Source organism: Frankia sp. AgB32, from assembly GCF_023243045.1.
Taxonomy (GTDB): domain Bacteria; phylum Actinomycetota; class Actinomycetes; order Frankiales; family Frankiaceae; genus Frankia.
In genome coordinates, this window is the sequence record NZ_JALKFX010000033.1 from 26,748 (window position 1) to 40,610 (window position 13,863).

Sequence of the window (13,863 nt, forward strand, 5' to 3'; positions counted from 1 at the left end):
ACCCAACGAACGTCAGCCAACGAACAGCAGCGGCTTTCCTGCGGTCAGGACGCTGTCCCCGCCCGGCCCGGCTCGGCGCCGCCGGAGCGGTGCCGGTTGATCGCCCAGGAGTCGGGCAACGCGACCCATTCGCTTTCGGTCGTCACCTGGACCAGGGCGCCGTCGAGGCGTGGGGGGCGGGTCGGCTCGGTCGTCGGGCACAGCACCCAGACACCCCGCCGGCCCGCGCGGGCCCGCTCGGCGAGCGCGAACAGCAGGCCCATGCCGCGTCCGTCGTAGCGGCCGAGGACGCCGGCGTCGTGCAGCAGCAGCGGCGCCGGCCCGTGCGGGCCCGGCTGGCCGGGGGCGTCGACGAGTTCGGCGAGCAGGGGAGCGGCCCGGTCCCAGGCGGCGCGGACGTATTCGGCGAGGTTGCCGGCGGCGCGGCTGCCCGGCTCGGCGGCGTCGGCGCGCAGGATCGTGGCCCACGCCGGCCTGGGGCGGGGGTCGACCTCGGCGTGCAGCGCGTCGAGGAAGACGGCGGCGATGTCGACCGGCTCGGCGGCGAACCGGTGCGGCAGGGCCAGCTCCGCGCGGGCGCGCAGGTAGAGGCTGCGCCGGATGGTGAGCGCACGGAATCCGCCGGACTCGGCGGCGGCGATGAGCCGCTGCTCGGCGAGCGACGCGGCCGCCCGGTCGGGGCTGTCGAACATCAGCCGGGCCGGGCGACTGCCCGTGTCGGTGGAGCGGCGGGCCGTCGGCGTGGCCCGCGAACCGAGGCCGGTGGAGGTCAGCAGGCGGTAGGGCGGCACGTAGCCGTCGCGGGCCGCGTCCCATTCGAGGACGAACCCGGCGTCCGTCAGCGGGCGGTCGAGCGCGGGATGCGGCGGCAGTTCGGTCGTCAGCGCGGGGAAGCGGGTGGCCACGCGTTCGTGGATGACCGCCACCTCCAGCAGCGGCCGGTCGGGGCGTTCGGCCAGGCCGTCCGGTCGCGCCGGGATCAGCGCCGGCCGCGGCGGCAGCACCCCGGCCTGCGCCAGGCGCAGCGCCCGGACGAGGCCCAGATCGCGCGGGTAGATCTCCAGGCGGGCGTTCGCGGCGGCGTTGCGGGACGCGGCGGCGGCGAGCCGCACGAGGCGCTGCTCGTCGAGCGCCGGCAACCCGGCCAGCCCGTCGACCGCCGCCGCGGCATCGCCCGCCAGCCCGGCCTCGTCCGCGCCGCCTCCGGCCGGGGCGGCGCGGACGGCTGCGAGCTCGCGCAGCACGGTCGCCGGGGCGGGGATCTCCTCGGCCTTCGCGAGCCGGTCGGCGGCTTTGCCCAGGGCGATCGCGTAACCGAAGAGGGCGGGCGCGGTCGGCGTGAGTGGGCTGTCGTCCTCCGTCGCTTCCAACGCCACCAGCGTCCGGTCGTGGAACTTGCGGCGCGCGAGAACGGGCTCGCTGTCCAGATCGACGGTCTCCAAGGCGGCGCGGACGGCGGCCGCCGCCAGCGCCCGGCGCTGCGCCGGTGGCCGCCGGCTGCCATGGCGGGCCAGGACGGCGGTCGCCAGGTCCTCGAAACCCATCACCCTGCCGGCGTCACCGAGGATCTCGACCAGTTCGTCGCGGACCACGCGGACCGCATCGTCGATATGCCAGGCCTTACGACGCGCCGACAGCACCTGCGCGATACGGCCCGGGGTGACGCCGACCCGCTCGGCCACCTGCTGCTGCGGCGCCCACAGCGGCACGGCGGGGAGCTGCCCGTCATCGTCGGGAAGTGCGAGCAGCAGCCGGGTCGCCTCCCGTTCTGTGGCGTTGCGGCCGCCGGGAAGGGCGGCGGGCAGCAGCCGGGCGGCGAGATCCTCGACGGGCAGCCGGGCATAGTCAGGCGCCACCGCGGACACCTCGGCATCCGGCGACGGCCGCCGCTCGGTCCCGCCCGGCTCGGCCGTCGCCGTTGCTGTCGCCGGGGGCGGCGTCGTGCCGGCGGCGGCGAGGACGCGGCGCCACTGGCGAATGCGGGACTGCAGCTCCTGCCGGGTCTTCGCGCCCGTACCGGGCAGGCTGATGATCTCCTTGGAACCCAGGGCGAGCAGGTCGCTGACGGTCGTCGCGTTCAGCCGGTGCGCGGCGGAGACGGCCCGCGGCGAGAGACCCGCGGCCTCCAGCGGGGTCTCGGCCGCCGCCGCCGCGGCGGCCGCGTCGCGGGCCCGCCGCGCGGACTCCTCATCGGTGACGCCCGCGATCGCCGTCCGCCCAGGAACCCGCGCGAGAGATGCGTGTTCCGTCGCCCGCGCGCCATCGCTGGCCGCCGGATGACCGGTGATCGCCGGCGGGGTCGAGTCCGCCGCGCGGAACACGGCCTGCCAGGCATCGCGCATGTCCTTCAGCGCGGGGAAGCGGCTGGCCGCGTCCCGGTCGAGCGCGCGCAGGAAGAAGGAGGTGAGGCCGGCGCGGACCGCGGGGTCGAACGCCTCCGTCGCCAGGGTCGGCGGGCCCTCGGTGAACCGGTCGAGGGCCGATCCGTTGCCCCACATCGGCAGCTCACCGGAGGCCATCTCGTGCAGGGTGACCGCCAGCGCGTAGCGCTCCGCGTGGTCGTCGTAGGCGGTGCGGGTGCCGGCGCCGAGGAACGGGTCCAGGTAGCGGGGGGTGCCGGCGGCGAGGTCGCGCACCGAGTGGTTGGCCAGCGAGAAGTCGATGAGGACCAACTGGTACGTGCGGTTCGGCCGGCGGCGGATGACGATGTTGTCCGGCTTGAGGTCGCGGTGGACGACGCCCTCGCCGTCCAGATAGTCGACCGCGCCGAACAGATAGTCGCTGTAGGTCTCCAGCTCGTCGACGGAGAGTCGTCCCTCGCGCAGTTTGCGGGCGACGGTCTGCTCGCCCGCATGGTCGAGGACGAGGACGGTGCGCCCGCCGACCAGCAGCGTGTCCGGCCGGGCCAGGCGGATCACCCGGGAGTCGCCGAGGCCACGCAGCACCGCGGCCTCGTGCGCCAGCCGCGCCGCGCGCTCGTCGGACAGGGCGATCTTGAGAACCTCGTCGTGGCCGGTCTTCTCGTTGTGCGCGAGAAACGCCCGGCTGGTCGAGCCGGTGCCGAGGCGCTCCCTGACCCGCCACTCGCCACCGAGCAGATCGCCGCGCTGGGCCTCCAGCGGGTCGGGCTCCGGCTCGTCCTGGCCCGGCGGGTTCGTCGCCGGGGTGTCCCCGGAGTTGCCCGACCCCGCGGCCGGGTCGGGGCGGGTGAGTTCGTCCTCGACCAGCAACAGCCAGTCGAGGAACTCGCCGACGCTCGCGTGCCGGTCCTCGGGCAGCGGATGGGTGGCCCCCGCGACCAGGTCGTTCGCCGTCTCGGTGAGTGCGTCGACGACCTCGGCGGGATGCAGCCCGCCCGACCGCTCCAGGCGGGCCTTCAGCGCGTTGGGGCCGTCCGCGGGCGGCTGACCGGTCAGGACGAGGTAGGCGAGGGCGCCCAGGCCGAAGACGTCGATCCGGATCGCGTCCGGTCTGGGCGCGCCGATCTCGGGCGCAAGGTAGCCGCCGGAGGCCAGCTCCAGGTGCGGGAGCAGCCGGGCTGCCGGCTCGAGGGCGCCTGCCGCTGCTCCCTTCGCAATCGTGCTGGTCAGGACGCCGGTGCTCGAACCGGAGCCGGCGTCGCGGGCCGCAGCCTGCCAGTCACTGACGATCAGACGGGGCGTGAGCCAGCCCTGCTCGTCGCTGCGCCGCCGGCCCGAGGGCACCACCAGGACGCTGCGGGCGGCCAACGCCCGGTGATAGAGGCGCCGGCCATGCGCGTAGGCGATGGCCTCCGCCAGCTGGCGGATCATGTTGAGCCGGGTGCCGGCGTCGAGGCGGTCGCCGTAGCGGTCGAGATAGTGGTCGAGGCGCAGCTCGTCCGGCCGATGCCGGAAGATGAGCGCCGGGCCGGCCTCGTGACTCTCCAGGCCGTCGACCTGCACGATGCCCGGGTGGTTGATCCCGTGCAGCACCTCGAACTCGCGGCGGGCGGCCGCCTCACGGCTCGCCCGTTCCGCCTCGCCCGCCGCCCGCTCGACGAGGTAGATCCGCACCCGACGCCGCTCGGAGGCAACCTGGGCATGGGCGGCGTGGTGGTCCTGCCAGGTCGGACCCGAGTCGAACGCCGGGAACTCCAGCTGCCAGGAGCCGACCTGCTGGTGACGGCGGCTTCGCGCGATCCCGACCGCGGGCAGCAGCTTCGCGAGCGCCTTCGAGATTTCGGGGCTGACCCGGCGCCGCTCGTCCTGCACGGGCGCGTCCAGGAGATCGGACCAGATCGACGGCAGCGTGAACGCGCCGGCGGCACCCGACGCCGACGCTGACGCCGGGCCGAAGATCCAGTGCAGCTGGTTGGCGGGGAGGTCGACCCGCAGGGTGGGGTTCGACAGGAAGACTGCCGGTTGAATGAACGGGACCTTTACCCGGCTCCTGCTCTGGGCACGGTTGGCGTTCTCCAGCAGGGAGCGCAGCTCCTTGGACTTCTGGTTCGCCAGGTGCACGGGGTTGTCGAAGATCCGCGGCTGGCCGGACGCGCGGTGCTGGGTCCAGTTCGATCCCGATGCGGTCAGCCGCCCGGCGAGACTCTTGATCTCGATGAGGTAGACCCCGCCGCGGGCGATGACCAGCAGATCGACCTCACGGATGTGGCCGGTCGTCGCGGTGAACGTGAAGTTCGACCACGCCCGGTAGGGCTCGGCGTCCGGCAGCAGCGCCCTGACCTGCTCCAACGCCTCCCGCTCATGCGGAAACTGCGACGGCGTGACCGTCACCCACCGGCCGTCCCCCTCCCGCACGCCGACCCCCCGCCGTCGTTGCGACGCCGACCCCCACGCGTCGCGCCCTCTCTGCGCCAAAGGGTGACATTAGCCGACTACGTATGAAGCGACTCAATCGCTGTCCGTGGTAGCGCTCGCCCATACGAGCAGACCGGCCCGAGCCTCAGGCCTCAGGCGGTCACTGGCTGGAGAACCGCGTGGCGAGGTCGCAGGCCCAGCGGGCGGCGCTGGTCACCGTCGCGGCGGCGACCGGGCTGCCCGGCAGCCGGCCCGGGCACTCCACGTGCTCGGCGAAGCTCAGGTGCTCGCGCTCGGCGTGGTCCCGGCAGGGCAGGCAGGTGGCGGTCTACGGCCTGCGCGAGGTCATCGCGTAGGCAACGCGCAGACCGCACCCGGCGGTAAAGTCTGCGAGGCGGGTGGCGAAGCTGAAACCTCTTCACCCGCAGTGAGGGATGGAACTGACCGGCATCAAGGCCGGCGAGGAACAGCCCACGGGCCCGGATGAACGCCGTGTTGTTCGGGACGCAGGCGACGCCAGTCCGCCCAGAAGGCGGCGGTGGGCTCGTACGTGGGCACATCACCACGTTAACCCGACATCACCGTACAGTGACAAGCGGCTTGCGCTGCGCGGGGAAGGAAAACGCCGCACTATACGCCAGGTCCACCAGAGATTGATCATCTTGCGGGCGCGGCGATGGCCGGCGGGTCAGCGATCCCGCGACGGGCTCGCGGCCGCGACCGGTCTGGCTCCGGCGCTCAGAGGCGGGCGCCTTTGAGTTGGTTGCGGCGGCGGGGCCGTCGCCGCGACCAGCCCGGGAACCGGGCCGCAGCGGCGGATCGCGGTCGACGGTAAGACCCTGCGCGGCTCCCGCACCGGCGAGGTCACCGGTCGACACCTACTCGCCGCGCTCGACCGTGACACCGGCGTCCAAAGCCAGGTCCGGACCGGTGACGCCCCCCAGGTCATGGCCAGCATGCACAACCTCACGATCGCGGTCCTGCGTCTGACCGGCGTCACCAACATCGCCGCGGGTATCCGTCATCACACCCGCCGCCCCGAACTCCCATTAGGGACGATCATGAAGCTTGCTTGCTGACCGACAACCTTGCCGAGGCCCTGGGCCGGGATGCGCTGCCGTCGTTCATCGATCTTTTTGGTCACCGGGTGAATCGTCTGGGAACACCCGCAACTCGACCGGTACCGTCGGGGTAACGATGACGCCTCCGTCGTATTTCCAGCCGTCCTTTTGCTGAACGGCCAGGTGAAGAACAGCCACCAGCAGGTAGCGGCCTCGTGAGGGATGGCCAGTCCCAGCGCCGTCGTGTCCAGGATGATCCGAGACGGTCACGTCGGCGGACTCGCCTGTCCGCAGTTCCAAGGTGATGCCGGAGGTGCGAATGCCGCCGCCACTGGTCGAAGTCTGCGTGCCGTCGACTGACCGAAGCGTCAGATAAGGCCGTTTATCGCGGGTAATAGCGAGTGTGTGGTCGCTGCGGTTCACGAGTCTCAGTGGTAGTTCGGCTGGATTTCTCAGCACAATGCGTTCGGGTATTTGCACCCACTCCAGCGAGACGAGGTCCGCGAGCAGGGGCGTTGATTCTGGAAGATCAGTTGGCATGTGGCTTCTCCTGTCTTGCTCGATTTCACAGCGACGTCGAGGTCGCGACGGGCGCGGAGTCAGCCGCCGATCACCTCGGTTGCGCTAAGTGGCGATCGAGGCGCCTAAAGTTAGATCGTCGTGCCGGTCGGCCCTACTCTACGTCGCGATGTCGCTCAAGGTCACCTGTTCGAAACACGGCAGGCCGCGATGCTGCCTACTGGGTGGCCCGATCAGCCGCGTAGCGTGAAACGGCAGGTCCCGGCATGATCGGCCTCGAGTATCGCGAAATGCCCTGCCGCCCGGTCACTACTAACTGTCAGTGAACTTCTTGAGTCCTCGTTTGATGGCTGCGAGTCTGGCGCTGCAAGCTCCAACGGCCGACCACAGACTGGTGAGCGTATGCGAATCAAACAGGCCCGCAGGACAGGTGCCGTGGCAATCGCTGCCGCGCTGGCGGGCGTGCTGGGAACTAGTACGGTCGCGCAGGCCGGATCGCCAGGTGACCCCCCTCATCCCGCGTTACGCGCGGCCCCAGAAATTCTTGACTCGTCGGGCGGGCTGTCGACTTCCCTTGACCAAGGCCTTCGCCGGGTGGCCCCCAATTGCTATGGCGGAATCGAGCAGACGGGCGACGGTGAACTGACCGTTCACGTCGTCGATGACCCTGGCTGCACGCCTGCCGCGACGAGCGCGATCGCGAGACTGACGGGTTCCAGCTCGACTGCGGTGAAGACCGTCTCGGCGACCTACTCGCTGCGGTCACTCGAAGCCAAACGCGACACAATTACCAAGAACCGCGCCGCGTTGCGCAGCAACGGGGTCAGCCTGCGCGACTGGGGCGTGAGTATCTCAGATAATCGCCTTCACGTAGGCCTCGCGACAGTCACACCGGCGGCGACCAGCCGTATGGGCGCGCTCGTTGCCGGAGACAGCGCCCCCGCTGCCAGAAGCAACGGCCTCGTCGCCGGAAACAGCGGTGACCCCAGCATCGAGGTCACGCAGGACGCCAGCTGGGTACAGACCGATCGCATCGTTGACTCGGCTCCCTGGTACGGCGGCGATCGAATCGTCGGTCCTGTTGGCGCTTGCACCTCGGGATTCAGCGTCTTCGACAACCAGCACCGCACGTTCAACACGACGGCCGGACACTGCGGTTATGGCACCTACCTACAGGGCGGTCACCCCTACGGTAGGACCATCAACGCGAACTACTACGATGATGGGCCGACCGACGCACAGATCATTTCGACCTATCCGGCGAGCGCCGCGGGCCGGATCTGGACCACGCAGAACGGATCGAACCCCGTCAAGGGCTGGATCAACAACCAGATCGGTGGCAACAAGGTCTGCGCTAACGGCTCGTTTTCTGGCGAACACTGTGGCGGGAGAATCAACGCGACCGACCAGTGCCTCTATTTTGACGACGCCGCCCGGACGATCTGCCATTTGGACACCGTCTACTCGCCGGGGTTCCAGACCGTGGGAGGTGACAGTGGAGGTCCCGTCTACAATCATGCAGGCGTCACGGCGGACAGTGGCCCCGACATCTATGCCCGTGGCCTCGTTACGGGTGCGTACAACGGAAACAAGAGCCTGTGGGTGTTTACCCCGATGAATATCTGGACCGCTCAACTGGGCGTGACTGTTCTCGGTGGTTAGCGGCTCCTTGCAGTTGACCGGATGTCGAGTCGGTCCGGTTTCTCCGGGAGCAGTGCGCGAACGTGACCACGCGATGCAGGTGCCCCACCGCCACGGACGCCCCCGGCCCGCCGGACGCGCCGCCCGGTACGCCTGGCGCCGCCACCGCCTGGGCGAGGCGCGTCTGGCAGCCGGCGAGGAACTGCTGGATCTGCGCCGCGCGGGCCGGGCGCGGCGCGCCGGGCGCGGGAGCCGGCCGGCCGAAGCGGTGGGGCTGAGCCTGGGGTGTGCCGCAGCGTTCGCAGCAACCGGAGCCGGGGGGCACCCGCGGACGTCGCTGCTCGGTCCACGCGGTGCCATCCCACGTCGACCGGCAGGCCGGCCGCGGAACGCACCACCGCCGGCACCGTCACGGTGGGAACACCAACATGCGCGCCGCCCGCCAGCATCGCGGCAGTACTCATCCCAGCCCCCCTGAGCGCGGCCCGTCGAACCGGCGGTGGCCCCTCCACCTCGCGGGCGGACGCCGTCCCGACACGTCCGGATGCCACCAGCGCGAGATCGGTACCTGGCCTGCGCCCGCCGTCGATCAGGCTCGCAGAGCAGGAAAAATACCTCACCGCATCTGCGTGCAAGCAGGCGGTCATCCCGCCGCGCCGGTCGTGGTACCGCGCTGTGACGCTCCCGGTGCCGTCGACGACAATGTCCGCATGCGAGGTCGACGGTCCCGGTTCGCGACGGTGTCAGGGGTGGGAGTGGCACTGCTGCTGGCGGCGTGTGGCGGTTCGGCGGGCTCCGCCGGGAGCGGGGTCTCGCCGGCGGCGGGGAGCGCGGCCGTGGGCTCCGGGGCGCCGCCGACCGGCGCGGCACCCGGCGGGACGGCAGCCGCCGGGGCGGCGTCGACAGGTGCCGGCGGCCCGACGGGCGCGGCGCCGCGCTGCGCGGCGGCGGATCTCGGGGTCGCGTTCGGGTCCGCGGGCGTGAGTACGGGGGACCAGCGGCAGCGGCCGATCATTCTGACGAACCGGGCGGGGCGCGGCTGCGCGGTGACCGGGTTCCCCGGTGTGCAGCTGATCGCCCGGGACGGGTCCGACTACTTCGACCTGGTCCGCTCGTCGATCGTGCGCCCGACGCGGATCGTGCTGGCACCGGGCGGCACCGCCCGCGCCACGATGCGCTACATGCCGGCGCCGCCCGGCGAGACGGGCGCCTACGACGTGGTGCGCGTCGTCGTCACCGTGCCGGACGCCACCACGTCGACGTCGCTGCCCTGGGACGGCGGCCCGGTGTCCGACCAGTCCGGCGCCACCCACCCGGGGACCTACATCGAGGCGCTCACCGCCGGCTGAACCCAACCGCGCCAGCGCGCGAGGCCCGAACGCGGTGTGCCGTTCCGGTGGGCGGCATTCATCGACCCACCGCTGCACTGCCCGTCCACGGTGAGACGTCTGTCACGCGCCCGGACGGGAATCGTCACATGGACATCCGTGACAACGGATATCCGGGCAGGGGCGGGGGGGGGGGGGGGGGGGGGCCGCGCCCGGGGGGGGGGGGGGGGGGGGGGGGGGCGCGGGGGGGGCGCCCCCCCCCCCCCCCCGGGCGGTCGCGGCGCCGGTTCGGCGCGGCTTGCGGCCGCAACCGTTGCACATTTGTATGGCAAATATTTCAGGTTGATGCCGCGGTGCTCTCGGCGGGTCAACATTACGATCCGTCGATCTTCCGAAGGTTATTGGGGCGGGCCGGCTCCAGCCGTGGTCGCTGGACCTTCCGCCAACGTCATGAGATTGTGTGGTGGACAGTGGAAATGCACCTCCCGGGGTGAGAGATGCGCCCGTCGCCGTGCTTCCTCCAGGTGAAAGGCCGAGGTGGAGGCGTAGCGCGTGGGCGCTTCCCGTGGCGGTGACCGCCGTCGTGGCCAGAACCTGCGTCAACGCTGATGGTGTCAGCCCGACCGTCCTCGGTGCATACCTTCGTGGCTCGGTGCGCGCTGAATCGCGGGAGGTGAGTGGGAGTGAATCCGGTAATGAGGCCCCTTCAGTGTGCGGCGGTGGACCCGTCCCAGCGAACCAAGTATCCTCCCAACTCCGCGAGAGCGCTGGCTGCTGCTGAACCAGGCCGATTGCCCGGATACCTGCCGGGACTTAAACCGGGCCCGAGCGCGGCGCAGTGGTCCCGGTCGGCGGGGCCGCGGGACGCGCTCGGCATAATCACCATGGTCTTCCAGGGGAACGGTCGGTCCGACGTCATTCATCGCGCCGACGCACTGCTGAGAAAGGATGACTTCCGGCGCGACCCGGAATGCGTCTGGCTCGGCCTGCTCGCGTTGACCTACGCGGACAGTCCGGCGTCCATCGACTACCACCTCGATTCCGCCGCGAGATCCGCCCGAGGGCAGGATCCACGCCGCCACCATCAGATCATCATGCTGGCGCGGGCGCATGCGGTGCTGCTGTCCGGCAACGCGAGCCGGGCTCGGCTGCTGCTGGAGACCCTGCTGCGCCAGGTGCCGCCGCGGCCGTTGCTGCTCCTGGCCGCCGCCTGGCTGGTCGAGGCACAGATCGAGCTCGGCGCGCTCGATCGGGCGCACCAGGTTCTCGCCAGTTACGACCAGGCCGGCGCGGCCGACGGCGAAGGGCTGGACTGCCCGCACCTGCTGGCCGCGCGGGGCGCGCTGCACCTGGCCGCGGGGCGCTACCGCCAGGGCATCGACGACTACCGTGCCTGCGGAAAGCTGCTGACCTCGCTGAACGTGCAGAATCCCGCCGTCATACCGTGGCGTTCGCGGGCCGTGCCGGCGGCGCTCGCGCTCGGCCGCGTCGACCTCGCCGTGGCGCTGGCCGAGAACGAGCTGGCCGCGGCGCGGGTGTGGGGTGCGCCGCGGGCGGTGGGCCGGGCGCTGCATGTGCTCGCGCTCGCCCAGCGCGGCTGCGACCCGGCCGTGCTGCTGGAGGAGTCGGCCGAGCTGCTCGCCCTCGCGCAGGCGTCCGCCGAGCAGGTCCGGGTGCTGCATGAGCTGAGCCGCGTGCAGGCCGCGCGGGGCCAGCGGGCGGCCGCCCGGAACTCCCTCGACACCGCGCTCGCGCTCGCCCGGGACTGCCGCAACCCGCTGTGGGTGCACCGGCTGGAGGGAGCCCGGCGCCAGCTCGACGGCGCGGCCGCACCGGTGCGGCTGACCAGGCAGGAGCGTCGGATCGCCCGCCTGGCCTGCGCGGGAAACACCAACCGACTAATCGCGGCCGAACTCTTCCTGACTGTGCGCACAGTGGAGTTCCACCTCTCCAACGTGTACCGCAAGCTCGGCATCAGCGGACGTCGGGAGCTTCGCGCCGCGCTGGGCACAGTCGACTGAAAATGCCAGGCGGCGCAGCTGCGCCGCGCACGGCCCGGCTCTCCTCGGAGGGGCGGGCCGTCGTTATTTCCGCCAGCGCTCTCCTGGATGATCGAACACGGAATACCATGGCCGCCAGCCGTTTCCTACGGATGGACCACAGGTTTCATATCGTGATCTTGATGTGTGGCCGGCGTCATGCGAGAGTTGTTTCAGACGGCTTCCCGAAGCGGTGGCCACGATCATTCCGGGAATCTCCCCAGCTAGTTCACTTGGCAGGTCGGCAGCCGTTAACAGGCGTGCGGTGTCGGCGGGAAGGGTGCAGCGTTGACCGTTCAGGAGCAGGGGAACGACCTCGTCGCGCAGATTAAGGAGCTGACCGCGCGAGTCGAGCTGCTTTCGACCGTGCGGGAGATTACCGCGCTACGACACGCGCTGCCCCGTCGCATCAACGAAAACCGGTGGGACGAGGTGGGCGAGCTGTTCAGCGAGAACGCCCGCCTCGACTATGCCCACCTGGGCCAGGCGGCTGGCCGCGAGGAGATCCAGCGGTACTTCTCCGGGTTGCCGGCGATGATCGAGGAGAACAGTCCCGCCGCACACGTCATGGTGAAGCAGTTCGTGCACGCGCACGACGTCGAGGTGCAGGCGGAGACGGCGACCGGGGTGTCCTTCTTCGAGGAGAAGGTCGTCTTCGACAGCGAGAGCTCCTTCGTCGCCGGCAAGTTCACCGACGCCTACGCCCGCGAGCACGGCCGCTGGCTGTTCTCCCACATCCGGCTCGAGCTGTTCTGGGTCATTCCGTACCAGCGCGGCTGGGAGCGCTGAGGCACCGACCGCCCGGCGGACGAGGAGGAGATCACGACATGCTCCAGCAGAACACCACCAAGCGCATCGGCTACTGGTTTCTCCACCTGCACGAACGCTTCGAGGAGGGGACCGCGACGGCGCTGCGCGACGAGCGGCTGACCCGGCGGCAGTGGCAGATCCTGCACGCGCTGGCCATCGGCGTCGACTCCGTCGCCGCGCTGGACGCGGCGTTCGCCCCGTTCCTGCGGGTGGACGGGGTGGCGACGTACCAGCCGATCGTCGACGAGCTGACCGGCCGCGGCTGGGCCACGACCGAAGCCGGCCGGACCACGCTGACCCCGGCCGGCAGCGCCGCGCACGACCGGGCCGACGTGCTGGTCGAAGCACACGCCGCGCACTCGCTGCGGGGGATCGACGAGGAGGAGTTCGCCCTCGCCAACGCGGTCCTCGCGCGGATCTCCGACAACCTCGACGACGCATGACGACGCTGGCGGAAGGGGAGCCGACCGTGCCCGAGACCATTCCCGACCGGGCGGAACTCGTCGAAAGAGCCGCGAAGCTCGTCCCGCTGCTGCGCTCGCGCGGCCCGTGGATCGACGACAACCGCCGCCTTCCCGACGACGTCGTGCGTGCCCTGGAGGAGTCCGGCCTGCTGCGCATGGCCGTGCCGGTGCAGTACGGCGGCTACGAGTCGGACGTGCGGACGTTCGTCGACGTGCTCGCGGAGATCGCGACGGGCAACGGCTCGGCCGCGTTCTGCCTGTCGGTGTACAGCGCGTTGACGTGGATGGCGGGGTTGTGGCCCGACCAGGCGCTCGACGAGGTGTTCACCCGTCCTGACGTACGGGTGACCGGGACCACCGCGGCCACCGGAACCGCCCGGACGACCGAGGGCGGCTACCTGCTCAGCGGCCGGTGGACCTTCAACAGCGGCATCCTGCACGCGCAGTGGAAGATCTGCGTCGCGATGCCCACAGGCGGGGACGGGGGCGGGGACGGCGACGACCCCGCCGCGGCCCTGCCGGTCTTCGCGCTGGTGCCGGTCGGCGATCTGCAGATCGTGGACGACTGGTACACCAGCGGGCTGGAAGGCTCGGGCAGCGTCACCACGGTGGCGCAGGAGGTGTTCGTCCCCAGCCACCGGGTGATCACCGGAGCCGACTTCTACCAGAACCGGATCAGGTCGACGGTCAACGCGAGCAAGCCGGCCTACGCGGTACCGATCCTGGTGACCACGAACGCGATCCAGATCGGCCAGCTCGTCGGCGCCGGCCGGGCGGCACTGGCCGCCTTCCTGGAGCGGCTGCCCGGGCGCCCCCTGACCTACACCGACCACGCCAGCCAGCGCGACGCCGCCGTCACCCACCTCCAGGTCGGCGAGGCGGCGCTGCTGATCGAGGACGCCGAGCACCGGGCGCGGCGGTTCGCCGAGTCGATCACCGACAAGGTGGCCCGGGCCGAGGCGTGGACCACGGCCGAGCGGGTCTCCGCCCGGGTCCAGATCGGCTGGGTCGCCCGCCAGGTCAGGGAGGCGGTGCGGATCCTCGCCGACGCCAGCGGCGGCTCCTCGGTCCACCGCCACGTCCCGATCTCGCGGATCCACCGGGACACCACCGCCGCCGCCCTGCACGCGATGATCACGCCGAGCACGAACATCGAGCTCTACGGCCGGTCGCTGTGCGGCCTCAAGCCGAACTCCGTCTACCTCTGACCCCCCGCGAGTTCCGCG

9 protein-coding genes are annotated in these 13,863 nt (G+C 71.3%); 7 read left to right on the top strand and 2 right to left on the bottom strand.

The genetic code is table 11. The annotated features are described in order from the left end of the window. Positions 1-44: 44 nt before the first annotated feature. Positions 45-4,775: a BREX system serine/threonine kinase PglW gene (pglW, locus tag MXD60_RS12610; protein ID WP_248819227.1), complete on the bottom strand. Its 4,731-nt coding sequence runs from the start codon at positions 4,773-4,775 to the stop codon at positions 45-47. 179 nt (positions 4,776-4,954) lie between these two features. On the opposite strand from pglW, the gene MXD60_RS12615 reads away from it, so the two are divergent. Further along, positions 4,955-5,131, top strand: coding sequence for a hypothetical protein (locus tag MXD60_RS12615; RefSeq protein ID WP_248819228.1), 177 nt, complete (start codon positions 4,955-4,957; stop codon positions 5,129-5,131). A gap of 768 nt (positions 5,132-5,899) precedes the next feature. Here MXD60_RS12615 and MXD60_RS12620 read toward each other — a convergent pair. Next, positions 5,900-6,376 (bottom strand): hypothetical protein, encoded by a 477-nt coding sequence (locus MXD60_RS12620; RefSeq protein ID WP_248819229.1) that lies wholly within the window; start codon positions 6,374-6,376, stop codon positions 5,900-5,902. Between the two features lie 414 nt (positions 6,377-6,790). On the opposite strand from MXD60_RS12620, the gene MXD60_RS12625 reads away from it, so the two are divergent. The 6 genes from MXD60_RS12625 to MXD60_RS12650 all read left to right on the top strand — a co-directional run bounded on the left by MXD60_RS12625 (position 6,791) and on the right by MXD60_RS12650 (position 13,845). Then, positions 6,791-8,017, top strand: coding sequence for a chymotrypsin family serine protease (locus MXD60_RS12625; RefSeq protein ID WP_248819230.1), 1,227 nt, complete (start codon positions 6,791-6,793; stop codon positions 8,015-8,017). 689 nt (positions 8,018-8,706) lie between these two features. Beyond that, positions 8,707-9,345, top strand: a complete 639-nt coding sequence (locus tag MXD60_RS12630; RefSeq protein WP_248819231.1) for a DUF4232 domain-containing protein — start codon at positions 8,707-8,709, stop codon at positions 9,343-9,345. A gap of 863 nt (positions 9,346-10,208) precedes the next feature. Continuing rightward, on the top strand, positions 10,209-11,345 hold the full coding sequence (locus MXD60_RS12635) for a helix-turn-helix domain-containing protein (protein ID WP_248819232.1): 1,137 nt from the start codon (positions 10,209-10,211) through the stop codon (positions 11,343-11,345). Positions 11,346-11,651: 306 nt separating this feature from the next. Beyond that, positions 11,652-12,152 (top strand): nuclear transport factor 2 family protein, encoded by a 501-nt coding sequence (locus tag MXD60_RS12640; protein WP_248819233.1) that lies wholly within the window; start codon positions 11,652-11,654, stop codon positions 12,150-12,152. A gap of 38 nt (positions 12,153-12,190) precedes the next feature. Further along, positions 12,191-12,616, top strand: coding sequence for a MarR family winged helix-turn-helix transcriptional regulator (locus MXD60_RS12645; RefSeq protein WP_248819234.1), 426 nt, complete (start codon positions 12,191-12,193; stop codon positions 12,614-12,616). Beyond that, a complete protein-coding gene (locus tag MXD60_RS12650) occupies positions 12,613-13,845 on the top strand; it encodes an acyl-CoA dehydrogenase family protein (protein WP_248819235.1) in 1,233 nt (410 codons plus the stop codon). The genes MXD60_RS12645 and MXD60_RS12650 overlap by 4 nt, the downstream gene beginning before the upstream one ends. Positions 13,846-13,863: the final 18 nt, after the last annotated feature.

Bases quoted from the DNA above. Each gene is read 5' to 3' on its own strand.
- MXD60_RS12620 (WP_248819229.1), bottom strand. From the start codon at position 6,376: ATGCCAACTGATCTTCCAGAATCAACGCCCCTGCTCGCGGACCTCGTC.
- MXD60_RS12630 (WP_248819231.1), top strand. From the start codon at position 8,707: ATGCGAGGTCGACGGTCCCGGTTCGCGACGGTGTCAGGGGTGGGAGTG.
- MXD60_RS12635 (WP_248819232.1), top strand. From the start codon at position 10,209: ATGGTCTTCCAGGGGAACGGTCGGTCCGACGTCATTCATCGCGCCGAC.
- MXD60_RS12645 (WP_248819234.1), top strand. From the start codon at position 12,191: ATGCTCCAGCAGAACACCACCAAGCGCATCGGCTACTGGTTTCTCCAC.
- MXD60_RS12650 (WP_248819235.1), top strand. From the start codon at position 12,613: ATGACGACGCTGGCGGAAGGGGAGCCGACCGTGCCCGAGACCATTCCC.